The organism is Massilia sp. TWR1-2-2 (assembly GCF_049897565.1).
GTDB lineage: Bacteria > Pseudomonadota > Gammaproteobacteria > Burkholderiales > Burkholderiaceae_D > JAFCUW01.
In genome coordinates this window covers 16,649-40,193 of record NZ_JAFCWM010000034.1, presented here as the reverse complement: position 1 = coordinate 40,193, position 23,545 = coordinate 16,649, and the positions used below count along the sequence as shown (strand labels likewise).

24 protein-coding genes and 2 pseudogenes are annotated in these 23,545 nt (G+C 64.2%); 16 read left to right on the top strand and 10 right to left on the bottom strand.

The window, feature by feature from the left end; all coding sequences use genetic code 11:
- The 6 genes and pseudogenes from ACP7DD_RS23040 to ACP7DD_RS23015 all read left to right on the top strand — a co-directional run.
- Positions 1 to 711, top strand: a 711-nt coding sequence (locus tag ACP7DD_RS23040; protein WP_426177252.1) for an IS1595 family transposase, incomplete at its 5' end; no start/stop codon positions are given.
- Between the two features lie 383 nt (positions 712 to 1,094).
- Positions 1,095 to 1,313: pseudogene (locus ACP7DD_RS23035) on the top strand (transposase); the annotation flags it as partial.
- Positions 1,314 to 1,497: 184 nt separating this feature from the next.
- Positions 1,498 to 2,361, top strand: a complete 864-nt coding sequence (locus ACP7DD_RS23030; RefSeq protein ID WP_426177250.1) for a hypothetical protein — start codon at positions 1,498 to 1,500, stop codon at positions 2,359 to 2,361.
- Between the two features lie 78 nt (positions 2,362 to 2,439).
- The gene (locus tag ACP7DD_RS23025; RefSeq protein ID WP_426177248.1) at positions 2,440 to 2,760 is read left to right on the top strand and encodes a hypothetical protein; all 321 of its coding nucleotides are present in this window, start codon (positions 2,440 to 2,442) and stop codon (positions 2,758 to 2,760) included.
- 114 nt (positions 2,761 to 2,874) lie between these two features.
- A pseudogene (locus ACP7DD_RS23020) lies at positions 2,875 to 3,216 on the top strand (alpha/beta hydrolase); the annotation flags it as partial.
- A 29-nt stretch (positions 3,217 to 3,245) separates the two neighbouring features.
- Entirely contained in the window at positions 3,246 to 3,638 is a 393-nt protein-coding gene (locus ACP7DD_RS23015; RefSeq protein ID WP_426177247.1) for a MarR family winged helix-turn-helix transcriptional regulator, read from the top strand.
- Positions 3,639 to 3,702: 64 nt separating this feature from the next.
- On the opposite strand, the gene ACP7DD_RS23010 is transcribed toward ACP7DD_RS23015, so the two are convergent.
- From ACP7DD_RS23010 to ACP7DD_RS22980, 7 genes are read right to left on the bottom strand one after another with little or no spacing between them, the layout of a single operon-like run.
- Positions 3,703 to 5,148, bottom strand: a complete 1,446-nt coding sequence (locus tag ACP7DD_RS23010; protein WP_426177256.1) for an ATP-binding protein — start codon at positions 5,146 to 5,148, stop codon at positions 3,703 to 3,705.
- A 56-nt stretch (positions 5,149 to 5,204) separates the two neighbouring features.
- Positions 5,205 to 5,600 (bottom strand): response regulator transcription factor, encoded by a 396-nt coding sequence (locus ACP7DD_RS23005; protein ID WP_426177245.1) that lies wholly within the window; start codon positions 5,598 to 5,600, stop codon positions 5,205 to 5,207.
- Position 5,601: 1 nt separating this feature from the next.
- A complete protein-coding gene (locus tag ACP7DD_RS23000) occupies positions 5,602 to 6,708 on the bottom strand; it encodes a sensor histidine kinase (protein WP_426177243.1) in 1,107 nt (368 codons plus the stop codon).
- Complete coding sequence (locus tag ACP7DD_RS22995) at positions 6,630 to 7,394, bottom strand: ATP-binding protein (RefSeq protein WP_426177241.1); 765 nt, start codon at positions 7,392 to 7,394, stop codon at positions 6,630 to 6,632. Before ACP7DD_RS22995 ends, ACP7DD_RS23000 begins: the two co-directional genes overlap by 79 nt.
- Positions 7,382 to 7,858 (bottom strand): ATP-binding protein, encoded by a 477-nt coding sequence (locus ACP7DD_RS22990; protein WP_426177239.1) that lies wholly within the window; start codon positions 7,856 to 7,858, stop codon positions 7,382 to 7,384. The genes ACP7DD_RS22995 and ACP7DD_RS22990 overlap by 13 nt, the downstream gene beginning before the upstream one ends.
- Positions 7,855 to 8,214 carry an STAS domain-containing protein gene (locus tag ACP7DD_RS22985; protein WP_426177237.1) on the bottom strand — a complete coding sequence of 120 codons (360 nt, stop codon included), beginning with the start codon at positions 8,212 to 8,214 and terminating at the stop codon, positions 7,855 to 7,857. The genes ACP7DD_RS22990 and ACP7DD_RS22985 overlap by 4 nt, the downstream gene beginning before the upstream one ends.
- 9 nt (positions 8,215 to 8,223) lie before the next feature.
- Positions 8,224 to 9,081 (bottom strand): STAS domain-containing protein, encoded by an 858-nt coding sequence (locus tag ACP7DD_RS22980; RefSeq protein ID WP_426177236.1) that lies wholly within the window; start codon positions 9,079 to 9,081, stop codon positions 8,224 to 8,226.
- A 354-nt stretch (positions 9,082 to 9,435) separates the two neighbouring features.
- Between ACP7DD_RS22980 and ACP7DD_RS22975 the strand changes: the two genes are divergently transcribed.
- Positions 9,436 to 10,278, top strand: a complete 843-nt coding sequence (locus tag ACP7DD_RS22975; protein WP_426177234.1) for a PA4780 family RIO1-like protein kinase — start codon at positions 9,436 to 9,438, stop codon at positions 10,276 to 10,278.
- Positions 10,279 to 10,395: 117 nt separating this feature from the next.
- Complete coding sequence (locus ACP7DD_RS22970; protein ID WP_426177232.1) at positions 10,396 to 11,085, top strand: dienelactone hydrolase family protein; 690 nt, start codon at positions 10,396 to 10,398, stop codon at positions 11,083 to 11,085.
- A gap of 501 nt (positions 11,086 to 11,586) precedes the next feature.
- Here the strand turns inward: ACP7DD_RS22970 and ACP7DD_RS22965 are convergent.
- Positions 11,587 to 11,706 (bottom strand): phosphoribulokinase, encoded by a 120-nt coding sequence (locus ACP7DD_RS22965; RefSeq protein ID WP_426177230.1) that lies wholly within the window; start codon positions 11,704 to 11,706, stop codon positions 11,587 to 11,589.
- A gap of 396 nt (positions 11,707 to 12,102) precedes the next feature.
- Between ACP7DD_RS22965 and ACP7DD_RS22960 the strand changes: the two genes are divergently transcribed.
- Positions 12,103 to 14,166 carry a TonB-dependent receptor gene (locus ACP7DD_RS22960; RefSeq protein ID WP_426177229.1) on the top strand — a complete coding sequence of 688 codons (2,064 nt, stop codon included), beginning with the start codon at positions 12,103 to 12,105 and terminating at the stop codon, positions 14,164 to 14,166.
- A gap of 2 nt (positions 14,167 to 14,168) precedes the next feature.
- Here the strand turns inward: ACP7DD_RS22960 and nikR are convergent, their stop codons facing one another.
- A complete protein-coding gene (gene nikR, locus ACP7DD_RS22955) occupies positions 14,169 to 14,627 on the bottom strand; it encodes a nickel-responsive transcriptional regulator NikR (RefSeq protein WP_426177227.1) in 459 nt (152 codons plus the stop codon).
- A gap of 575 nt (positions 14,628 to 15,202) precedes the next feature.
- On the bottom strand, positions 15,203 to 16,276 hold the full coding sequence (locus tag ACP7DD_RS22950) for a LacI family DNA-binding transcriptional regulator (protein WP_426177226.1): 1,074 nt from the start codon (positions 16,274 to 16,276) through the stop codon (positions 15,203 to 15,205).
- Positions 16,277 to 16,452: 176 nt separating this feature from the next.
- Here ACP7DD_RS22950 and ACP7DD_RS22945 point away from each other — a divergent pair, with 176 nt between their 5' ends.
- The 7 genes from ACP7DD_RS22945 (at position 16,453) to ACP7DD_RS22915 (ending at position 23,467) form a co-directional block, all read left to right on the top strand.
- On the top strand, positions 16,453 to 17,715 hold the full coding sequence (locus ACP7DD_RS22945) for an Hsp70 family protein (RefSeq protein ID WP_426177224.1): 1,263 nt from the start codon (positions 16,453 to 16,455) through the stop codon (positions 17,713 to 17,715).
- Complete coding sequence (locus ACP7DD_RS22940) at positions 17,712 to 18,359, top strand: 3'-5' exonuclease (protein ID WP_426177222.1); 648 nt, start codon at positions 17,712 to 17,714, stop codon at positions 18,357 to 18,359. The genes ACP7DD_RS22945 and ACP7DD_RS22940 overlap by 4 nt, the downstream gene beginning before the upstream one ends.
- Positions 18,360 to 18,380: 21 nt before the next feature.
- Entirely contained in the window at positions 18,381 to 18,734 is a 354-nt protein-coding gene (locus ACP7DD_RS22935; protein WP_426177220.1) for a hypothetical protein, read from the top strand.
- 78 nt (positions 18,735 to 18,812) lie between these two features.
- Positions 18,813 to 20,177, top strand: coding sequence for a hypothetical protein (locus ACP7DD_RS22930; RefSeq protein ID WP_426177219.1), 1,365 nt, complete (start codon positions 18,813 to 18,815; stop codon positions 20,175 to 20,177).
- 9 nt (positions 20,178 to 20,186) lie between these two features.
- Positions 20,187 to 21,101 carry a metal ABC transporter substrate-binding protein gene (locus tag ACP7DD_RS22925; RefSeq protein ID WP_426177217.1) on the top strand — a complete coding sequence of 305 codons (915 nt, stop codon included), beginning with the start codon at positions 20,187 to 20,189 and terminating at the stop codon, positions 21,099 to 21,101.
- A complete protein-coding gene (locus ACP7DD_RS22920; protein WP_426177215.1) occupies positions 21,098 to 21,868 on the top strand; it encodes a metal ABC transporter permease in 771 nt (256 codons plus the stop codon). The genes ACP7DD_RS22925 and ACP7DD_RS22920 overlap by 4 nt, the downstream gene beginning before the upstream one ends.
- A 201-nt stretch (positions 21,869 to 22,069) precedes the next feature.
- Positions 22,070 to 23,467, top strand: a complete 1,398-nt coding sequence (locus ACP7DD_RS22915) for a tetratricopeptide repeat protein (RefSeq protein WP_426177213.1) — start codon at positions 22,070 to 22,072, stop codon at positions 23,465 to 23,467.
- Positions 23,468 to 23,545: the final 78 nt, after the last annotated feature.

Below are 23,545 nucleotides of genomic sequence, written 5' to 3'. Positions count from 1 at the left end.
TTGCCGTTGACGAAGTGGTACTTGGCGATCTATCTGGTGACGCAGTCGAAGACGAATATCGCAGCGCTGGCCTTGATGCGACAGCTGGGCGTCTCCTGGAAGGCCGCATGGCTGCTCAAGCACAAGCTGATGGAAGTGATGGCCCAGCGCGAGGCCGATCGCCCGCTCAGTGGCGATATCCGGGTCGATGACGCGTATCTGGGCGGCGAACGCGTTGGAGGTGGCCCAGGGCGCGGATCGTCGAACAAGGTGGCCTTCGTGGCCACCGTCGAAATGCGCGAAGGGCGGCCCCAACGCGTGCGCTTTGATCCGGTCGCCGGCTTCTCGTTCGCCGCGCTGACGCCTTGGGCGAAGCTCGCCGTGGCGCCCGGCAGTTGCGTGGTGTCGGACGGACTATTGGGTTTCGAAGTGCTCAGCCGACTGGGATACACGCACAAGGTGGTGCTTGCGCCACGCGGCAAGGCGGGCACGGAGATCGAGCCCTTCAAATGGCTCAACGTCTTGCTGGGTAACCTGAAAACAGCCTTGTCCGGAACTCATCACGCGTTTAAATTTGCGAAGTACGCCCGGCGCTATCTCGCCGAGGTCCAATACCGCTTCAATCGCCGCGCTGATATGGCCGCCATGGTCCCGCGACTGGCAGTCGCCATGGCACAGACGAGACCGTGTCCAAAATGGATGGTGCTGGGAAACGCTGAGGCAAGAACATAATCAGGTCCGAGCAACTTCAATCGCTATTTACATTCACCGCCAAAACGCGAATATGCCCCAAACCCGGCAAGAAATTACGACGGGCCAAACACCTGCGCAACCATGCGGCCGTTTAACTTGCGTAATTCGCGCACCAATTCGACACCGGATGGTTCGAATGCACCAGCCGCCCATTCGAAAGCAATTCTTCGAAATGCTCGACGGCGGCCTACATATCCTTATAGACTTGCCCAAATGAAACATATGCGGCGGCGTTACGCCGTCATCGTTCGCCATCGTTAATAGGTCTTCCATGCGCCAGCGGTCATAAGCAACAGCGACGATTTCGAAGAAATTCGAGAGGGCCGATAGCCGTGGAATTATAGAGCGGCGACTAACCGCGCGTCGCGGCGTCGCCGTCGACCAAGAACAAAGACGGCAAACGAGACCCGGAATTGCACCATTCCAATAAGGGGAACGACTGGCACTTCGGGCTCAAAGCGCACTTTGGTGTGGACGCGGCGTCGGGCCTCGTGCACACCCTGATCGGCACGGCCGGCAACGTGTCGGATGTCACGCAAGCGCACGCGCTGTTGCACGGCGATGAAATTGCGGCGATAGGTTAACCGCGCACCAGCGGGGGTAATACAGATTGTCTTACTTATCGGCATCCTAGCTCTTCCCTGTGATATCGTTTTAGTCTTGTTGGTCGCATTTAATAACAGGCCACGCCAATGACATCCACCTGCAAGTCGCGCTGATTGCCACTTTCGGCGATTCTGCGCTGCACACACGAAGACGACCAAGATGAAAATTGAGCAGGTATCAGCGGCGACGGGTGGCCATAACGAGGACCTGGTGGCGGTCTTTCATGGCGAGCATTGCACCGATATTGTGATCATCGATGGCGGCACGTCGGTCGCCGACCGCGACTACATCGACCCGGATGGCAGCGACGTTGTCTGGTTCGTTACGAAGTTTTCTTCGGCGTTGCGGAAGTCGATCCGCACCGACCGGTCGCAGGAAGACAGCGTGGCGACGGCGGCGGACGCGATGCGCTCGCAATTTGTCCCGCGTGCGCAGGCCGCGTCGATGCCGCTATATGCATATCCGATCGCCGCGATGACGTGGGTGCGCGTGACCGAACACGCCGCCGGGGCCACGCTCGACTTGTACTGTCTCGGCGACTGCAAGGCGATCCTGCGCGGTCCCGACGGCCGAATCGTCGACCTCGACCCGTTCAGCAACCCGCAGGAGCTGGTGCTGCAGGTCGAGATGGAACGGCTCAAGCGGGCAGGGGTGACCGATCCGGCGCACCGGATGGCGGCACTGATGCCGATGCTGCGCTCGCGCCGCGAATCCCAGCATGCGGCGCCGGCGCCCCAGGTGCTGTGCCCAGCGCCGCGCGGCCCATTCCAGGCGCGCCGCATCACCGCGCAGGCCGAACCGGGATCGATGCTGTTGGCGATGACCGACGGCTTCTCGCGCATTTACGATACCTACAATTTGCGCTCGCTCGATAGCCTGGTGCAGTGGTGTTTGCACGAAGGCCTGGCGCCGGCGCTCGATTCCTTGCGCGCCTTCGAAGCCGACCGTGGCGACACTGGCCAGCAATCGGTCAAGCGCGCCGACGATGCATCGGCAGTGAGCTGTATATTCGGCGCCCCATAATTTTTGTGTGCGGCGATTGACCTGCACTGAGTCGATTACGCTATACTGTGTTTATATACAGTGTTTCATGGCGGCGGCATGTTGGTGAAAGTGGCTCAGATGTTCGAGGATTGCGGTCGGCCGCTGGCGCGCAACCGCGCGGTGACACAAATGCCGGTGCACGTCGGGAAGCTCAGCATGAGCGACCAGCACGACAAGCAGTTCCGGCGCAGCGTGTCGACGGCGTACCTGCGCCGCACCGACGATGGAAGGGACGTGCTGCCGCCGCTGCGCGACGCGGTGGTGCGCTGGATGGGCGATGGCACCGTCACCATCAGCGGCATCGAAACGGACGAGCGGTCCGGAAAATGCGTGGCGCAATCGTGGCTGGCGCAGATCATCTTCGACCAGCACGACTGACGGCCAGCCAGGCGCCTGCAAACAAGGACGTTGAGCTCGCGTCCACATCATGCTTAAGTCGTTAACACGTTAACGATATATTGAAGCCATGACCAGCGAACCACATCGTATTGCGGCCTTGGCGAAGACATGCCGCGCGGCGTCATGCAGCAGTGGAGCCGCTGGACGACGATGCCCAACTATTTTTTCGACGATCCGCAAATGGACGCGGCGCGCCGCATGGCAATGGTGCGCCTGCCGCTGCTGGTGTTGGGCTTCGAGGACGACCCATGGGCCAACCGCGTCGCCATCGACAAGTTGACGGCGCCGCTGGTCAACGCGAAGGTGGAGCGGCGGCAGATTAAGCCTGCCGAAGCGGGACTCGCTGCGATCGGGCATATGGGGTTCTTTCGCAAGCGCGCCGAAGCGACGCTGTGGCCCCTGGTCGGGAACTGGTTGCTGGCGCACTGCAGATGAGCAAAGTTCGGAACCCGCCTCGCCTTGTCATGCTGCTCAATCGTGCGCAGCGCGTGGTGCAGCGATGGATAGAAACGCGGCCGGGGGCGTGGGACGGCGTCAGTTCGGCGCAGGTGGGGATGCTGTTCTTACTGGCCAAGCGCGACGGTGCGCCGATCGGCGAGATCGCCCAGGCTTTGCAGGTTGCGCCGGCCGCTGCGACGAACCTGTCGAAGCGCATGGAAGCGGCAAATCTGGTCGAGCGCTTCGCCGACGCCGACGACGGCCGCCTGACGCGGCTGCGACTGTCGCCAGACGGCCAGCGCGCCAGGGACCAGGCCACGAAGGTACTCGAGAATTTGAACGCCCGGCTCAGCGACGGCTTTTCGCCGGATGAACTGGCGACCGTGGCGCGGTGGCTCGCGCACGTGGTGGAACTCTAAAACGACGTCGCACCGCGCTAGCGCTGTGTTGGGCCGCTGGTCACCCGCGCGCATGGCGTAACAGTCAAGTTGCGCGCAGCGCGGCCTGCAGGTCGGCCATGGCAACCGGCTTGACCAGGTGGAAGTCGAAGCCGGCCTCGCTGGTTTTTTCGCGGTCGTGCGGCGCGCCGTAGCCAGTGTGCGCCACCAGGCGCGTGTGCGCCAGTGCCGGCAGCGCGCGCAGGCGGCGCGCCAGTTCGGCGCCATCCATGTCGGGCAGGCCGATATCGAGGATCATCACGTTTGGCGTGCGCAACGCCGCCAAGGCGAGCGCGCTGGCGCCGTCGTGCGCCAGTTCGACCGTGTGGCCGAGCGCGACCAGCAGGTCGCGCATCATTTCGGCCGAATCGACGTTGTCGTCGACCAGCAGGATCGACAGCGCCGAACCGGCGCCCTGCAATCCGGCGGCAGAAGGCGCTGATGCCGGCGTCGCCGCAGCCGGCGCCGGCATCAGCGGCAGCGCGATCGTGAACGCGCTGCCAAGGCCGATGCCGGGACTGCTGGCCGTCAGGCGGCCGCCGTGCATCGTCACCAGCGTCGACACCAGCGACAGGCCGATGCCGAGGCCATCGTGCGCGCGGTCCGGCGCGAAGGCGCCTTGGGCAAACATGTCGAAAATGCGCGGCAGGTTTTCGGCGCTGATGCCGATGCCGTTGTCGTGCACCGTGATGTGAACCATCCCGTCGGCCACCACGTCGACCACCAGCCGCACGGCGCCATTCGGCGACGTGAATTTGGCCGCGTTGTGCAGCAGGTTGCCGATCGACTGGGCCAAGCGGACCGCGTCGCCCCATACCCACAGCGGCTGCGCCGGCGCCGTCACCTCGATCGCGTGATGGCGCGCCTGCAGTCCAGGCGTCGCCGTCTCCAGCGCCGCCTTCAGAACGCCGTCGAGTTCGACCGCCTCCTGGCGCAACGTCAGCTTGCCTTCCGAGATGCGGGCAACGTCGAGCAGGTCGTCGACCAGCCGGGTCAGGTGGTCGACCTGGCGAATAATCACCGCGCGCGCCTTGCCCTGCACCGACACCGCATCCGGTCCGGCCCGTCCCAACAGTTCGACCGCGGTGCGGATCGGGCTGAGCGGATTGCGCAGCTCGTGCGCCAGGGTAGCGAGGAAGTCGTTCTTGTTCTCGTCGGCCGCGCGCAGCCGGCTTTCCATCGCCTTGCGCCCGGAGATGTCGCTGGTGATGCGGGCGATGCGGTACGGCTGGTCCATCGCGTCCTTGACGACGAAGGCGCGGTCGCGCACCCAGCGCATGGCGCCATCGGGCTGGGCGACGCGGTATTCCTCGTCGTAGGCGCCGTGCTCGCGCAGGCCTTCCCAGCGCTGCAGCAGCGCGGCGCGGTCGTCCGCATGGACACTGGCGATCCAGTCGCCGGGCGCTTCGGCCAGGCGCGCGCCGTCGCGGCCCCACATGGCGTCGTAGGCGGCGCTGACGTACAGCAGCGCGCCGTCGGTCAGCGAGAACATCCAGAACACGTCGTCGATGTTCTCGGCTAGCTGACGGAAGCGCTCCTCGCTGTTTTTCAGGTCGGCGCGGTCTGCTGCAGGCGCAGCAGGGCGCGCACGTTGGCCACCAGCTCGTCGGCCTCGATCGGCGCGGCCAGGTAGTTGTCGGCGCCGCCTTCGAGTCCGCGGATCTTGTCGTCGCGCCCGGTCAGCGCGGCCGACGTTTGCAGCACCAGCACGTCGCAGGTGGCGGGATCGCCCTTGATGCGGCGGCACACCTCGATGCCGTTGATGTCGGGCAGTTTGACGTCCAGCAGCACCAGCGCCGGCTCCACCCGCGTGACCATCAACAGCGCGTCGGTGCCGTTGGCCGCTTCTTCGACGCGAAAGCCGGCGTTCAGCAGGATGCGCGTCTTGACGTAGCGCGCGCCGTCATTGTCGTCGACGTTGAGGATCAGGATGTCTTGGTTCATGTCATGCTGTCCGTTCTGGCTGGAGTGCGGAACGACGGGGAAGTGTCAGGGTAAACGTGGAGGCGGCACCGGCAGTGCTGCGAACCTCGACCAGGCCGCCGAGCAGCGCGGCGAGCTGGCGGCACAACGGCAGCCCAAGCCCGGTGCCCTTGGCGCCGCGCTGCAGCGGATGCTCGATCTGGCTGAACTCTTCGAAGATCAGGTGCAGGTGATCGGGGCTGATGCCGATGCCGGTGTCGGTCACGGCGAAGCGGATCATGTCCGGGTCGGGATGCGCTTCGAGCCGCACGGCCACCTCGCCGTCTTCGGTGAACTTGAGCGCGTTGGAGACGAAGTTGCGCAGTATTTGCGCCACCTTGCGGTCGTCCGACATGAACGTTACCGGTTCGGCCGGCTCGATGAAGTGCAGCTCCACCCGCGGGTTCTGCGCCAGCGGGCGCAGCATCCCCTTGAGGGCGCTGAACAGATTGCCGACGTCGATCGGCGCGATCGAGATCTGCACCTTGCCGGCCTCGATCTTGGCCAGGTCGAGCAGGTCGTTGACCAGCGTCGACAGGTCGTTGGCGGCGCTGGCGATGAACATGATCTGGCGTTCCTGCTCGACCGAGAGGTCGCCGTCCATGCGGTCGAGCAGCAGCTGCGCCAGTGCGCGGATCGACGACAGCGGCGTGCGCAGTTCGTGGCTGGTGTTCGACAAGAAGCGCGACTTCATTTCGTCGGCCTTGCGAATGCGCTCGGCCTTTTCCTCGATCTCGGCGTACAGCGCCACCACGCCGCGGTTGGTGTCTTCCAGTTCGCGCGTCAGCGCCAGCAGGTCGTCCTGGCGTTCGCGCAGTTCGCCCAGCGCGCCGGCCAGTTCCTGGTTTTGCTGCTGTACTTCCGAAAAGCTGGTGGCCGCCGGACTTGCCGCCAGCTGTGCGCCCAGCGCGGCCAGGTGGTCGGGATCGACCGGCTGGCCCGGCTGCAGCGCTTTTATCATCGACACCGTCAGCGCATGGTCGGCCTGGTAGCTCACTTCGCAGCTGTCCATCAGGCGCCGCGCGGTGATGATGGCGGTGTCGAACTGCTTGCCCAGCACGTCCGGCTCGGCGCCGCTTTGCAGCGCCAACCGCTCGGCGCCGCGCCGCGGGTGGCGCGCATGGCCAGGTGGCAGTGGTCAATCTGGGCGGCCGGACCAAGCGCCGGGCGCGCCGCCAGCGCCGCCAGCGCGGTGCGCGCCGCCGTCGCCGCATCGGCGCCATGGCCGAGGCCATCGACCGCCATCAGGCTCACGCCGCCGCGCAACTCGGCAATCGCCCAGGCGTCGCCGCATTCGTCTTCGCTGGCGATCGGGATGCACACGGCGCCCACTGCCAGCTTGTCGGGCGGCGCATCGCCGTTCCACAGCCGCATGAAGAACGCGGCGCCCTTGTCGCGCGGCGCGTAGGCGTCGAACTCGTCGGCCTGGCGCCGCATCGCCCCCAGCCCGGTGCCGGCGGTGCCGACACTGGACACGCCATCTTGCAGCGCGTTCGACAGGTTGGCGATGCCCGGTCCGCGGTCGAACGCGAGCACGTCGATGCCGCGCACCTGGCCCACACACGCCTGCGACAGGAACAGTCGGCCCTCGCCGGCGTGCTTGAGGATGTTGCTGGCAGCTTCGCTGATCAACAGCGCCACGCGGCCGGAGCGCGTCTCGTCCAGGCCGATTTCGTCGGCGATGCGCTGGCCGGCGCGGCGCGCCGCGGCGATATCGCTGGAATGGCTGATGGCGAACGCATGATGCGATTGCAGCGAACTGATTAACGTTTCCATTTTACGATCACAACGACGGTGCCTTCCCCATGCTCGGTATCAATTTCGAACTCGTCGACCAGGCGCTTGGCGCCGGACAGGCCCAGGCCCAGGCCCAGGCCGCCGCCGGTGGTGTAGCCGTCGGTCAGCGCCAGGCCCAGGTCGGCGATCCCGGGGCCGTCGTCGGCGAACGCCAGCCGCACGCCGTGGCGAAAGCCGTCGGCCAGGCAAACAACGTGCACTTCGCCGCCGCCGCCGTACTTGATGGTGTTGCGCGACAGTTCGCTCGCCGCCGTCACCAGCTTGGTCTGGTCGACCAGGCTCAGTTTAAGCTCGATGGCGCGTTCGCGCACCACCCGGCGCAGCGCGACGACTTGCTCGTCGGTCGTGAGCGGCATCACGCTGTGCGATGTCACCCCTGCGCCCGGTTCCAACAGTGGCGATACGTAGCGCACGGTGGTATACGGCGCGGAACGGTCGCTCATTTCAAATAGCTCTTCCCGAGCAGCGCCATCCCGCGTTCGACGTTCAGCGCCGTTTTCACGCCCGGCAATGTCAAGCCCAGCTCGACGAGCGTGATCGCCACCGCCGGCTGCATGCCCACCAGCACGGTCTGGGCATCGAGCACCCTCGCCATCGACGCCGTGTTGCTGATCATGCGGCCGATAAAGGAGTCGACCAGGTCGAGCGCCGAAATATCGATCAGCACGCCCTTGGCCTCGTCGCTGACGATGCGTTCGGTCAGGTCATCCTGCAACGAAAGCGCCAGGCGGTCGTGCATGTCGACCTGGATCGTCACCAGCAGCAGGTCGCCGATGCGCAGAATCGGAATACGTTCCATGGTGATTCCTTAAGCGCGTGTGATCGAAGCGCCGACCCGTGCCAGTGCGACGACGAAGGCGTCGGCCAGCGTGGCCTTGGTGACGACGTCTTCCAGGTTCACGCCCAGGTGAACGATGGTTTGCGCAATCTGCGGGCGAATGCCGCTGATGATGCAGTCGGCGCCCATCAGTCGCGCCGCGGCGATGGTTTTCATCAGGTGCTGGGCGACCAGCGTGTCGACCGTCGGCACGCCGGTGATGTCGATGATGGCAATCGCGGCGCCGGTGTCAACGATCTTTTGCAGCAGGCTTTCCATGACCACCTGGGTGCGCGCGCTGTCGAGCGTGCCGATCAGCGGCAACGCCAGGATGTCTTGCCACAGCTTCACGACCGGGGTCGACAGCTCGAGCAGTTCCTGCTGCTGGCGCACGATGATCTGGTCGCGGCTCTTCTGGAATACTTCGATCGTAAACAGGGCCAGCTTGTCGAGCAGCGTGCTGATGCTCCACAGCGCGGCGGCCAGCGCCTCCGGCTCGTTGCCGAGCTCGTTGCGCATGGTGCCGAACAGCGATTGCTTCAGCGAGAAGATGAAAGTTGCCGTCTCGCTCGGGGTCGAACCCTGCTTGGCGCGCGCGGCCGAGATTTCGGTCAGCATGTCGCGAATTTCGTCCCATGAGCGGCTGTCGATGTCGTCGGTGCCGCCGGTGCGGGTGGCCTGCGCAAGGAGGGCGAGGAACTGGCTGCAATGGCGCTTGCGCTGCTCTTCGGAGCTGGCATCGCTGCGTACCATCACTTTTTTGAGGTTGGCGATCCAGTCCGCCTGAATTGCTGCCTGCTGCTGCTCAATCAATGCGCTGATCCGGTTGCTGCTGTCATTCGTACTCATTCGGTTCCCCGTAGAATCTGCTCAGCCGCGCGGAACGCAAGACAGGCAGGAGTTTGTTTGGCTTCATATTGTCGTGGTGATTGACAGGCCGATGCCGGCCGATGAAATGGCTGACCCTAGCGGGTGTGCATCCCGAAAATTTACTTTGGCATTGATTCTTTTAGTGAAATGTCGTCAACCGTGCGCAACGATCTCTAAGGCGCTTGCCGGCGGGCAATTTGAGGCTGCGTATGGCGTGGCGAGTCCGGCGCTGAGTTAAAATGCTCGTTACGCTGGGCGGCCATCCGGCCAGTCCACCCCATCACCGGAAATTAAGTTAGCGACGGTTGCCACGCGCCGTTGCACGCACCATCCATGAAAACACCGAAAAGACTACAGAGCCTGGTCGACGAAGGCCTCATCGACGAAGTGTCGCGCCAGCTCATGAGCGGCAAGGAAGCGATTGTCTACGTGGTGCGCAGCGGCGACGACGTGCGCTGCGCCAAGGTATACAAGGAGGCAAACGAGCGCAGTTTCCACCAGGCCGTCGCGTACCAGGAAGGCCGGCGCGTCAAGAACAGCCGCCAGGCGCGGGCGATGGAAAAGGGGACCCGCTACGGCCGCAAGATGGCCGAGGAAGTGTGGCAGAACGCCGAAGTCGACGCGCTGTACCGGCTGGCCGCGGCCGGCGTGCGCGTGCCGACGCCGTACGTCTGCTTCGAAGGCGTGCTGCTGATGGAACTGGTCACCGGCGCCGACGGCAACGCCGCGCCGCGCCTGAACGACGTGCCGCTGACGCCTGGGCTGGCACGCCGGTACCACACCGCGCTGCTGCGCGAAGTGGTGCTGATGCTGTGCGCCGGCGTGATCCACGGCGACCTGTCCGAGTACAACATCCTGGTCGACGCTGACGGCCCGGTCATCATCGACCTGCCGCAGGCGATCGATGCGGCCGGCAGTTCGGTGGCCGGCGCCATGCTCGAGCGCGACGTCACCAACCTGGCCAATTTCTTCGGCGCCGTGCTGCCCGAGCTGATCGGCAGCCAGTACGGCGAAGAAATCTGGAACATCTACCAGGCCGGCCTGCTGACGGCCGATACGCCGCTGACCGGCCATGTCGCCGCACCCGACACGCCGGCCGACGTCGGCGCCGTCATCCGCGAGATCGCACTGGCGCGCGAGGAAGAGGCGGACCGGGTGATGTATTCCGGCGCCTAGCGCGGCGCGATTGATAAAGATCAAGCCGCGAAATGGCCATCGGCCGATAGACTGGTTTCTTTAAGCTTGGCGCGATGCCGCCTGGCTGTCGCGTAACGCGTTCAGGAGACCAGTACCATGATGTCGATCCGACCAGCCACGCCGGCCACCGAGCGCGAGGTCGGCATCGCCGCCGGCGCGGTGCAGCTCGAAGGAATCTTCGGCGAGGTGCCGAACCCGATCGGCGTCGTCGTCTTCGCCCACGGCAGCGGCAGCGGCTGCAAGAGCCCGCGCAACCACTACGTCGCTCGGCAGTTGCATCGGGCCGGCATCGCCACGCTGCTGACCGACCTGTTGACCATCGAGGAAGACCGCGAGTTTCGCATGCGTTTCGATCTCGGCCTGCTGCAGCCGCGCCTGGCAGCTGCGTGCGCGTGGGTGCGCGGCGTCGACGGCTACGCCGGCGTGCCGCTGGGCCTGTTCGGCGCCAGCACCGGCGCTGCCGTCGCCTTGCGTGTCGCCGCCGCGCTGCCCGAGAGCATCTCGGCGGTGGTCTCGCGCGGCGGCCGGCCCGACCTGGCCGGCGTGCCGGCGCTCGAACGGGTGCGCGCGCCGACGTTGCTGATCGTCGGTGGCAACGACCAGCAGGTCATCTCGCTCAACGAGGCGGCGCTGGCCGAATTGCGCTGCGAGGCGCGCATCGACATCATTCCCGGCGCCAGCCACCTGTTCGAGGAAAGCGGCACGCTCGAAGCTGCCGCCGCCTTAGCGGTGGCTTGGTTCGCGCGCCATTTCGCTGGCGTTCCCGGCGGCGCTTTCGGCCCCTGAGCGCTGCCGCAGATCGCCGGCTGTGGACAGCGAAAAGCGCGATGAGTTCGCCCGCGCAGCTTGAGAAAAGTCAAATTAACCAAGGATCGCGCTTTTAAGATGGGAAGTGCCTGGCCAGTCCAGGGTCTTTTATTGCAAGGGAGCAAATACATCCTTGAGCTGACCTTGCCCAAGAAAGCCGGCGGCAGCGCCAAGACGCTGCACATCCACTGATTCCGGGGGCGTGAGCGGTCGCATAACCGCTCGCGCCTGCGTGCGATCAGGCGTCCGAGCGCTGCGCCAGCTTGCACGGACTGCCAGCAAAAAACATCAGCGCTAATTGTAGTTACCTGCATTTAAAACGGGCCCGACCAGCATTCCAGCCGATTCTCGGTCAGCAATCATGCAGCTGAAGACCACCTCAAACCAGCGTAAGCTGGATATGAACCTGCATTTACCCGCCCCGACCTGCATTCAATCGCCGCTAACCAAGTTTATCTGCAACCGATTTCATGGACAGGGTCAGATTGGCAAGCCAGCGGCAATGATCCGGTCGCGCAGCTCCGCAATGCGGGCCGGCTCCAGTTTGTTGTTGAACAGCGCGCGGATTTCCGCAGGCTTGGCGTCAAACTGTTCGGCCATGTCCTTCAGCCTTTACCCATGGCGAGTCAGGGTAGGCTCCAGATCGTTAAGCCGGCGCGACAGCACTGTTTCCACCAGCGCGGCCGGGACGGGCTTCTCGCCGGTCTGATAGCCCGCTTCCAGTGGCAGGGTCAGGTGCAGTTGGACTCGCAGCGGCGTGCGCAGTTTCGTGGCCAGGACATTGATCGCCTCGCCGTTGAGGATCGACTCGGGATCGGTGATTCGGGCAGCGCTGGCGGCAAGCAGCCACAGAATGTAGTCTCGTTGGCTGCCGGCGACGCCATCGAGCTCTTGCAGAACTATATTTATAGAAAGTTATGAATCCGTTGGCGTGTGAACAACGTACATGCGTATGATGATTTCTTACTTTGTCACATTTTATAGATCGGATACTGTATGACCGTTCGCGCCGTACGCACGCCACTGAGCATCGCTCTCGCCTGTTTGTTCAGTTCACCGGTCCTGGCAACCGATGTCGATCCTGTGCCCACCGTCGTAGTGGAGGGCTCGCGCCCGACCCGGTTAGGTTCGGCCGACGCTGCCAGCGCCGGTGTCGTGCCGCAGAAGCAGCTTGAGGCGCGAACCGTTTATCGCCCCGGCGAATTGTTGGAGGCGACCCCTGGCCTTATTGTCAGTCAACATAGTGGCGAGGGCAAAGCAAACCAGTTTTATCTGCGCGGTCTGAACTTGGATCACGGCACAGACTTGCGCACCACAATCGACGGCATGCTGGTAAACCAGCGCACGCACGCCCACGGTCAAGGCTGGACCGACGTTAATTTCTTGATTCCTGAGCTGGCGTCGTATCTGGAATATGTGAAAGGCCCATATAGTGCCGCGCAAGGCGACTTCGCCTCGGCAGGTGCGGTGACGGTCAACTACACCAATACACTGGCCCAAGGCATTGCCAGCATCGGTATCGGTGAGAATGGCTACGCCCGCACCTTGATTGCGGACTCGCCCAAACTTGGCAATGGAAATCTTCTATATGCCTTAGAGCTGTTCCGCAATAATGGTCCCTTCATTCAGAAAGACGGATATCGCAAGATTAACGGCGTGCTCCGGTACAGCGAAGGTAGTGAGACGAACGGGTTCAACATCAGTTTGATGGGCTACAAAGCCCATTGGAATGCGACCGACCAGATACCACAACGTGCCATCGACAGTGGTCTGCTGCAGAACCGGTTCGACACGATCGATAAGACCGATGGCGGCAAGGCTCATCGCTACAGTTTCTCGGGATCATGGATAGGCGCGGTCGATGATGCCTCCACAAAAGTGCAGGCCTACCTTCTCAACAACCAGCTTGATCTGTACTCGAACTTCACGTATTTCCTGGACCATCCGGACACTGGCGACCAGTTCAGCCAGCCAGACAGGCGCATTACTGTGGCGCTAAACGCAAGCCACTCACGCCGGCACACCTTGTTGGCCTATCCATCGGAGACAACATTTGGTGTGCAGTTGCAAAGCGACGATATCGATAATGGCCTGTACGACACCCAGGCGCGCGTGCGGCTCGCAACGACGCGCCAGGACCATGTACGTCAGCGTAGCGCGGGAATATATCTGCAAAACGCCACCAAATGGACGCCATGGTTTCGTAGCGTGCTCGGCGTGCGCGGTGACGACTATCACAACGACGTCGACAGTAATCTTGCCCTCAATTCAGGAACGGCAAGCGACCGGCAGCTAAGCCCTAAGCTTGGTCTTATCTTCGCTCCTTGGGAGAAGACGGAGTTTTACGTCAATCTCGGGCGCGGCTTTCACAGTAACGATGCGCGCGGCACGACCATTCGCGTCGACCCGAAAAACCCGGACAACGCGGCCGTTCGTGAGGCGCCGTTGGTACCCGCGCGCGGAATGGAACTGGGCGCGCGCACAGAATTTGTCAAAGGCCTGCAGAGCAGCCTGGCGATTTATCGGCTCGATTCTGACTCGGAGTTGCTGTTCGCCGGCGACGCCGGGTCAACCGCCGACACTGGCCGGCCCAGCCGCCGTACAGGTTTCGAGCTGTCTAATTATTACAAATTAGCATCGTGGCTGACCGTTGACGGCGACGTTGCCTATGCGCGTACCCGTTACCGCGACGCCGACCCCGTTGGCCAGCACATTCCGGGCTCCATTGAGGGCGTCGCTTCACTGGCACTGACTGTCGACAACATCGGCCCGTGGTTCGGCGCGCTGCAACTACGCTATTTTGGGGCGCGTCCGCTGATCGAAGACGATAGCGTTCGCTCAAAGGCGACCGGCACAGTGAACGCCCGTGTCGGCTATAAGTTCTCGCCCAAGCTGCGGTTGGCTGTGGAAGTGTATAACCTGACCAACCGGCGCGATTCAGCAATCGATTACGCCTATGAATCACGACTGCCGGGCGAAGCCGCCGAAGGCAAGTTCGATGTGCATTTCCATCCAATCGAATCGCGTGCGATCCGGGCCAACCTGATCGCGAACTTCTAACCTCAGGAGCCTGGCAGGAAGTGATGATGGTGATGTGATGCATGCGATGGCGTGTTCAGCTGCAGCGGCACGAGGTGCACACTGCCATGTCGCACGCCGTTTTGAGCGATGAGCACTTTAGAGAAGGCGTCAACCTCATGGAACTTGCCGCGCAAGATAACGGTTTCCAAACAGTCATTGTGATCGAGGATGACGCGGGTAGCCGATACGCATAAATCGTGGTGGTCATGCTGTAGGGCGGCCAGCCGTGCAGCGAGATCGCGTTGATTAAAATTGTAAATGTAAGTGACGGTGGCAACGCCGTGCAGCGCTTTATAGGGCGAAACTTTACGTTCCTCCTCGATGCGAGCTCGCAATAGGTCACGGAACGCTTCGGACCTATTTTCGTAACCATGCCGTTCGATCAGATGATCGAATTGTTGGGCCAGCTCTTCATCGACCGAGATGGTGATACGCCGCATTGAATGTCTATTGTGATTTGACAAGGCGTCAGCATAAACCAATTTTGACAGGGCTGAAGACAAAATGGGTATGGCGCTACCATCAAACATCGACTATCACACATCGAGCGCATCGAAGCTGGCCATCAGCTCGGGCATGATTACTATTGCCTGGGCAGACTTGGCGAGAAGCAGCGTACTTGGATGGCGGCCGTTAAGTACCGTGGCGTACCCCAATCAGCACATGACCACGACCAGTCATTTTCCTGAAAGCTGGCGGCGCGAGCATCGATGTTCCCCAATCGATTCGCGGAAGGTATTACCGGACAAGTCGACAAAATCCCGATTGTCGCGATAAGAAAGGAAGCGAAACCAGTGAAAACGGAGAAAGGCGGCAGCACTTTGAGGCAAATCTCTGTCGGGATATGGATGCTGGGTTTCGTTAGCATGCTGATGCACGTTTCTTCAGAAATGGTGCCTGGTCCGGCCTGTTTCCGATGCAGGGTCACTGCAAGTATGGATCCCGCCTTCGCGATGTCTTTAGCCTTTTTGAATCGTTCGGACGTAACTCTTGCACAAGTCAGCCGCCTGTCCCCTCAGCACGCCGGCCCCAGGCGCGCGGTGGCGCCTTCGATGACGTTGGCCGAAAACGTGCGCCGCTGCGGCGCTGCGCCGCCAGCGCCGATCAGGTCCATCAGCATCTCCACGGTGGCCTGGGCCATCTGCGGTACCGGCTGGCGCAGCGTCGTCAGGTTGTAGCTGAGCCGGCCGGCCGGGCCGCTGCCGTCGAAGCCGGTCACCGACAGCTGGCCCGGGACATCGATCTTGAATTCGTGCCGCGCGGTGTCGAGGCAGCCGATCGCCATCGCGTCGTTGCTGCAGATGATGGCGTCGGGCACCTGGCCGAGGCGTCCGATGATTTCGCGCAGTCCGCGCGCGCCGCTGGCGTAGTCGTGTTCGCCGCTGACGCGAAACGGCGGCGCCAGGCCGAGTTCGGCCAGCCGGTCGGCCACGCCGCGCATGCGCTCCTGCGCGATCGCCGAGCGCGCCGGCCCGTCGATCAGCGCGAAACGCCTGTGGCCGGCAGCGGCCAGCCGGCTGGCCAGTGTACGGGCGGCGCCGGCCTGGTCGCACACGATGGCACTGACGCCGCCGTCGCCCAGATGCCGGTTGAACAGCACCACCGGCACCTGGCGCCGTTCGAATTCGCCCGCCTGGGTGCCGGAAAGATGCGCAGCGACCACCGCGCCGTCGACCTGGTGCTGCCACACCTCGGCCAGGGTCGCGCCCAGGTCCGATCCGCGCGGCTGCGAAAACAGCAAGATGCGCATGCCGAACAGGGCGAACTGGCGGCTCAGTTCGGCCAACAGTTCCGGATAGTGCAGCGTGACCATGTGCGACACCACCAGCGCGACCAGCTTCGAGCGGCGCGTATTGAGGCTGCGCGCGGCGGCGTTCGGCGTGTAGTCGAGATCGGTGGCGGCCTGCATCACGCGGGCGAAAGTCGCTTTCGAGACGCTGGCGCCAGGCTTGAAGCAGCGCGACACCGCCGACTGCGACACGCCGGCGACGATGGCGACGTCGTACGACGTCACGCGCCGCGATTCGCGGCGGATCAATGCCTTGATATCGGCCACGGTGTGGCTGTGCGGCGGTAGCGTGATGGTCATTCGGCAAGTGTAACCTATATTATTGCCTGAATGAAATAATATGTCAGTACGGCGACGGTTGGCATTTGCGCGTCTTGACAGCGAACCCTTGTTGACATCCGTCTTTTGAGCAACAACCATTCGCCGCGTCCGCTTCAATCTGGTAACATACCGCCCCTTAATCTATGAAGGGTCACATGGCCAACGCTTGCGGCGTCGACTTCGGCACGTCAAATTCCACGGTGGGGCTGGTGCGACCAGGCCAGACGTCTTTGCTCGCGCTCGAAGATGGCAAACCGACGCTGCCGTCGGTGGTGTTCTTCAACGCCGATGACGAGGAAGTCAGCTATGGCCGCGCGGCACTGACCGACTACCTGGCCGGCTACGAAGGGCGCTTGATGCGCTCGCTCAAGAGCCTGCTCGGCACCAGCCTGATCGACGGCCAGACCGAAGTGGGCGGCCGCGCGCTGCCTTTTCGCATGCTGCTGTCGCACTTCATCGGCGAGGTCAAGCGCCGCGGCGAGCACGCCGCCGGCCACGCGTTCGACTCGGCCGTGTTCGGCCGCCCGGTGTTTTTCATCGACGACAGCAGCAGCGCCGACCAGCTGGCCGAAGACACGCTGGCCGAGGTGGCGCGCGCGGTCGGTTTCAAGCACGTCGCCTTCCAGTACGAGCCGATCGCCGCCGCGTTCGACTACGAGTCGCGCATCGAGCGCGAGGAACTGGTGCTGATCGCCGACATCGGCGGCGGTACCTCCGACTTTTCGCTGGTGCGCCTGTCGCCGCAGCGCGCCGCCAAGGCCGAGCGGCGCGACGACATCCTCGCCACTGGCGGCGTGCACATCGGCGGCACCGATTTCGACAAGTACCTGAGCCTGGCGTCGGTCATGCCGCTGCTCGGCTATGGCAGCCGCATGACCAACGCCAGCGAGATTCCTTCGAGCTACTACTTCAACCTGGCGACCTGGCACACCATCAATCTGGCTTACACCAAGAAAACCTGGACCCAGCTGGCCGACGTCGTGCGCGACGCCCGCGAGCCGGAAAAGTTGAGCCGCCTGCAGCGCCTGATCGACGAACGCGCCGGCCACTGGCTGGCGATGAAGGTGGAGGAGGGCAAGATCGCGCTGTCCGACTCTGCCAGCGCCAGCCTCGAGCTCGACCGCCTGTCGCCGCCGCACTCGCTCACCTTGCAGCGGCACGAATTCGACGATGCCATCGGCCACCTGATCGACAGCGTCGACCAGACGGTGCTGAAATTGCTGGCCGATGCGGGCGTTGCGGCCGGCGATGTCGACACGGTGTTTTTCACCGGCGGCTCGAGCGGCGTGATCGCCCTGCGCGAACGGATCGGCGCCTTGTTGCCGGCCGCGCGCAAGGTCGAAGGCGATCTGTTCGGCAGCATCGGCTCAGGCCTGGCGCTCGATGCCGTCCGTAAATTCGGTCCGGGTGCGCCATGAGCGTATTCGACCAGCCGATCGTCATGCTCGACTTCGAGACCACCGGCCTGTCGCCGGCGATGGGCGACCGCATTACCGAGGTGGCGGCGCTGCGCATCGTCGACGGGCGCGTGACCGAACGGTACGTCTCGCTGATCAATTGCAATGCGCGCATTCCATCGTTCATCACCTCGCTGACCGGCATCACCCAGCAAATGGTCGACGATGCGCCGCCGGTGCGCCAGGTATTGCCGCAGCTGCTAGAGTTCATCGGCAGCGACACGCTGTCGGCCCACAACGCCAGCTTCGACGAGAAGTTTCTCAAGGCCGAGGCGGAGCGGCTCGGCATGGCGACCGGTCACCAGGCGCTGGTCTGTTCGCTGAAGCTGTCGCGGCGCATCTTTCCCGGCATGCCAAGCTACAAGCTCGGCTTGCTGTCGGGCCAGCTCGGCATCCGCTTTCGCAGCGCGGCTCACCGGGCCGAGTCGGATGCGGAGGTTGGCGCCGAGCTGCTCAACCACATCGGCCGCCACCTCGGCCAGTCGTTCGGCGTGCGGCAAGTCGAGTCGCAGCTGCTGGTGTCGGTCAATAAATTGAGCGCGGCGAAGGTGCCGGCCTACCTCGAAAAATACGCCAGCGCAAAAAAAGCTGCAGCAGCGCGCTGATCGCATTACAATATTGGCACCATGAGCCGCCAATCGATCATCCGCATCCTGCTGTCGCTGTTGCTGCTGCTGTCGCAGCAGATGGCGATTTCGCACGGCATGACGCATTGGGCCGGCACCCACGGTGGCGGCGCTGCCCAGCTGCACCAGGCCGGGCTGCATGACGATGCCGGCGTCTCGTCGGCCTTCGCGCAGGACCAGACGTGTGAAAAGTGTCTCGGCTTTGCCCAGATCACCGGCGGCATCGGCAGTAGCCAACGCTGCTTCATCGCCGACAGCGGCGCCTCGTGCGCCACCGGCCCCAGCCCGACCGAGCCCGGCTGCGCGCGCACCCGCTGCGCCTTTCAGCCGCGCGCACCACCTTCCTTCGAATAGAACCGGCCCTGTACTCGAGCCGCCGCGCGCTGCCGCGCTGCGTGTTGCCATATTCTATTTGTGAGGAAGTTTGTCATCATGCTGAAAACCACTGTACTGTGTGCGGCGATCGCTGCCGCATTGTTCAATCCGCGGTCCGCATCGGCCGCCGACGACAAGGAACTGGCCGCCATCCGCGCCCAGATCCGCGAAATGAAAGAGTCCTACGAAGCGCGCCTGCAGTCGCTCGAACAGCGCCTGCAGGATGCCCAGTCCGCCGCTGCCCAGGCCCAGAACGAGGCGCTGGCCAGCCGCCAGGCACCGCCCGCAGCCGCGGTGGCCGCGCCCGCCGCGGTGGCCGCAGCTGCGCCGGCCGGCAAGAATGCCTTCAATCCAAGCATTGCACTGGTGCTCGGGGGCACCTACGCCAACCTGTCGCGGGATCCGGACCAGTATCGCCTGCAAGGTTTCCTGCCGCCGGCCGGCGAAGTCGGCCCAGGCCGGCGCGGCTTCAATCTGGGCGAATCGGAGTTGACGATGTCGGCCAGCATCGACCCGATCTTTTCCGGCCAGCTGACGTTTGCGCTGTCGGGCGAGGACACGGTCGGCGTCGAAGAGGCCTTCGTCCAGGCGCGTGGCCTGGCCCGCGGCGTCAACGTCAAGGCCGGCCGCTTCCTGTCCTCGATCGGCTACCTCAACAACAAGCACGCCCACACCTGGGACTTCGTCGACGCGCCACTCGCGTACCAGGCCTTCCTCGGCGGCCAGTACAAGCCGGACGGCTTGCAGGCAACCTGGCTGGCGCCGACCGACACGCTGGTCGAAATCGGCGTTGAAGTGGGCAGCGGCAGCAGCTTCCCGGGCAACGAGCGCAACAAGAACGGCATCGGCGCGGCCGCTTTGTACGCCCACGTCGGCGACGACATCGGGGCGTCGAGCAGCTGGCGCGCCGGCCTGTCGCTGTTGCGTACCGGTTCGGCCGAGCGCCAGTTCGACGACATCGGCTCGTTTACCGGCAGCTCGCGCATGTTGATTGCCGACGCCATCTACAAGTGGGCGCCGAACGGCAATGCGACCCAGCAAAACTTCAAGCTGCAGGGCGAATACTTCCGCCGCAAGGAAACGGGCAACCTGACCGACGGCACCGACACTGGCAGCTTCAACAGCACCCAGTCGGGCTGGTATCTGCAGGGCGTCTATCAGTTCGTGCCGAACTGGCGCGCCGGCCTGCGTTACGACCGCCTCACCTCCGGCACGCCATCGATCGGCCTGTCCGGCAGCTTGCCGCTGCTGGACGCTTTTTCGCCGGTGCGCACCAGCGCCATGCTCGACTACAGCCCGTCTGAATTCTCGCGCCTGCGCCTGCAACTGGCGCGCGACCGATCGCGTCCGGGCGTCACCGACAATCAGATCTTCGTTCAGTACATCATGAGCCTGGGCGCCCATGCTGCCCACGCGTTTTAAGGAGTCGCCATGAACTTCAACCGCAAATTTGTTGTATCCGTGCTGGTCGGCGCTGCCGCGTTGCTGTCGGCGTCGGCCCACGCCGAACTGAACGTGCTGGCCTGCGAGCCGGAATGGGAAGCGCTGACCAAGGAACTTGGCGGCGACAAAGTCAAGGTCAGCAGTGCCACCAACGCGCTGCAGGATCCGCACCGCATCGAGGCGCGCCCTGGCTTGATCGCGCGCACCCGCAATGCCGACGTGCTCGTCTGCACCGGCCTCGAGCTGGAGGCGGGCTGGCTGCCAATGCTGGTGCAGCAATCCGGCAACCCGAAGATTGCCGCCGGCCGGCCCGGCTTTTTCGAGGCCGGCGCCGTCGTGCCGCGGCTCGACGTGCCGGCCAGGGTCGACCGCAGCGACGGCGACGTCCACGCGGCAGGTAATCCGCACATCCAGCAAAATCCGCGCAACATCGCGCTGGTTGCCGTCGCGCTAGCGAAGCGGCTGGCCGAGCTCGATCCTGCCAATGCCGCCTGGTACCAGGCACGCCAGGCCGACTTTGCCGGCCGCTGGAACGCCGCCATGCTCAGGTGGGAGAAACAGGCCGCGCCGCTGCGTGGTGTTGCCGTCGTCGAACACCACAAGAACATGGAATACCTGATGAACTGGCTCGGCATGCGCCAGGTCGGCACGCTCGAAGCCAAGCCGGGCGTAGAGCCGAGCGCGGCGCATCTGGGGCAGTTGCTGGCCCAGCTGCAGCGACAGCCGGCCAAGATGGTATTGCGCGCCGCCTACCAGGACGCGCGCCCGTCGCAGTGGCTGGCCGAGCGCGCCAAAATTCCGGCGGTGCTGGTGCCGTTCACGGTCGGCGCCGATGACAAGGTGACCGATCTGTTCAGCCTGTTCGACGTCACGGTCCAGCGCTTGCTGGAAGCGAACAAATGACCTTGGGCGGGTTCGATCTGCTGATCGTGCTGCCGGCCTTCCTGGCCGGCCTGCTGGTGCTCGCCACACACATCCCGCTTGGCGCCCAGGTGCTCAAGCGCGGCATCGTGTTCATCGACCTGGCAATTGCCCAGATCGCCGCGCTCGGCGTCATCATCGCCGGCTCGGGCAGCCTCGACCCGCAGGGCTGGGCGGTGCAGCTGGCCGCCGGCGTGGCTGCCGTGCTCGGCGCCTTGCTGCTGACCTGGACCGAAAAACGCTGGCCCGACGTGCAGGAAGCGCAGATCGGCGTGATGTTCATCCTCGCCGCCAGCGCCAGCCTGCTGCTGGTGGCGCACAATCCGCACGGCGGCGAGCACCTGCAAGACCTGCTGGCCGGACAGATCCTGTGGGTCAACTACCACCAGCTGTTGATGCCGGCGCTGGGTTCGGCCGTCATCGTCGCCGTGCTGGCCGTGTTCGGCGATCGCTTGCTGCGGATCGGGTTTTACCTCGTGTTCGCGCTCGCCGTCACCGCCTCGGTGCAACTGGTTGGCGTCTACCTGGTGTTCGCCAGCCTGATCGTGCCGAGCCTGGCAGTGCGCCACTATGGCGGGCGCCGACGCCTGGCGTTTGCCTACCTGACCGGCGTCGGCGGCTACGCCAGTGGCCTGGTGCTGTCGATCCTGCTCGACCTGCCGTCCGGCGCGCTGATCGTCTGGTGCCTGGCGCTGCTGGCGATGCTGGTGTATGCCGCCGGCCCGAAACCTGCGGCCCAGCCCGCTTGATTATTTCCGCGTGAAATTGAACCCCGCCGATGCGGGGTTTTTTCGCGCCTGCACATGCTGACAACCTGCTAGCACGCTTGTGCGCAGTCAAATCCCGCCACGCTATGGCTATTAAAATTTTAACAATACGTATCAGGTCGCTTGCGTTATGCTGCGGCCGATATGTCTGCGTTGTCACGGCCAGCGTGCCGGAGGATCACCATGAACCGCCAGAATGTTACACGCGAGAACTACCAAACCTATGTGTGGTTCCGCCAGGCTGCTGAGCGCGGCGACGCCTATGCCCAGTTCAACCTGGGCCTGATGTACAAAAAAGGCGAGTGCATCGAGCGCGACTACGCCAACGCCTTCAAGTGGCTGCGCCAGGCCGCGCTGCAGGGGCTCGCCTTCGCCCAGAATCACCTCGGCGCGCTGTACTACAACGGCCGTGGCGTCGAAAAAAGCGATCCCGAGGCGGCCTACTGGTTCCGCCATGCGGCCGAACAGGGCGACGCCTCGGCCCAGCAGAACCTTGGTCAGATGTACCGCAAGGGCCGCGGCGTCGAACAAAACCACGAAATGGCGCTGGCCTGGTTCTATCGCGCCGCCGAGCAAAGCGTCGCCACCGCGCAAAACCTGCTGGCCGAATGTTACCTGTACGGCCACGGCGCCGGCGTCAACTATCCGCTGGCGATGGCCTGGTTCCGCAAGGCCGCGGTGCAGGGCGAACCGCAGGCGCAACTGAACCTGGGCATGATGTACAAGCGTGGCCAGGGTGTCGAAGCGAGCGACGCCCAGGCGCTGTGCTGGTTCCGCCAGGCCGCCGCGCAAGGCGACCCGGTGGCACAGCGCCAGCTTGGCGTCGCCTATTCCGAAGCGCTCGGCGTGCGCGCCGATCCGCTGCGTGCGGTGGCCTGGCTGCAGCGCGCCGGCGACCAGGGCGACAAGGACGCCCAGTTCCACCTCGGCGTGATCCTGTCGGGCGGCCAGGGCGTCGAACAGGACGAGGCGCGCGCCCTCGGCTGGCACTTGCGCGCCGCCGAACAGGGCCATGTCGCCGCCCAGTACAACCTCGGCAGCATGTATGCCAACGGCCGCGGCGTCGGCCGCGACGAGCAGCGCGCGCTCGAATGGTACCGCCGCGCCGCCGACCAGGGCGCCGCCAACGCCCAGTTCAACCTCGGCGTCATCTTCGCCAACGGGCAGGGCGCCCCCAAGGACGACGTCATGGCGGCGCACTGGTACCAGCAGGCCGCCGAGCAGGGCGACGCCAGCGCGCAGAACAACCTGGGCGTGATGTTCGCCAGCGGCCAGGGTGTTGCGCGCGACGACGCCATGGCCGTCTACTGGTACACCCAGGCCGCCGAGCAGGGTCATGCGCTGGCCCAGTACAACCTCGGCACCATGTACGACGGCGGCCGCGGCGTCGCCCGCGACACCGTGCGCTCCTACATGTGGATGCTGCTGGCGGCCGAGGGCGGCGACGAAGCCGCCGGCGCCAACAAGAGCATCGTCGCGCGCCGGCTGTCGCCATCGCAAATCGGCAGCGCCATGGACCTGACGCGCCAGTGGCAGGTCACCCACGCCGGCGCTGCCGCCGGCCCGCCGCGACCGTGCTGACGTTGACGCGATTCGTCCCCATCGCGCCGATTGACTCGGCCGCATCCCGTTGCCAGGCTAGCTATTACGTTGTATTTG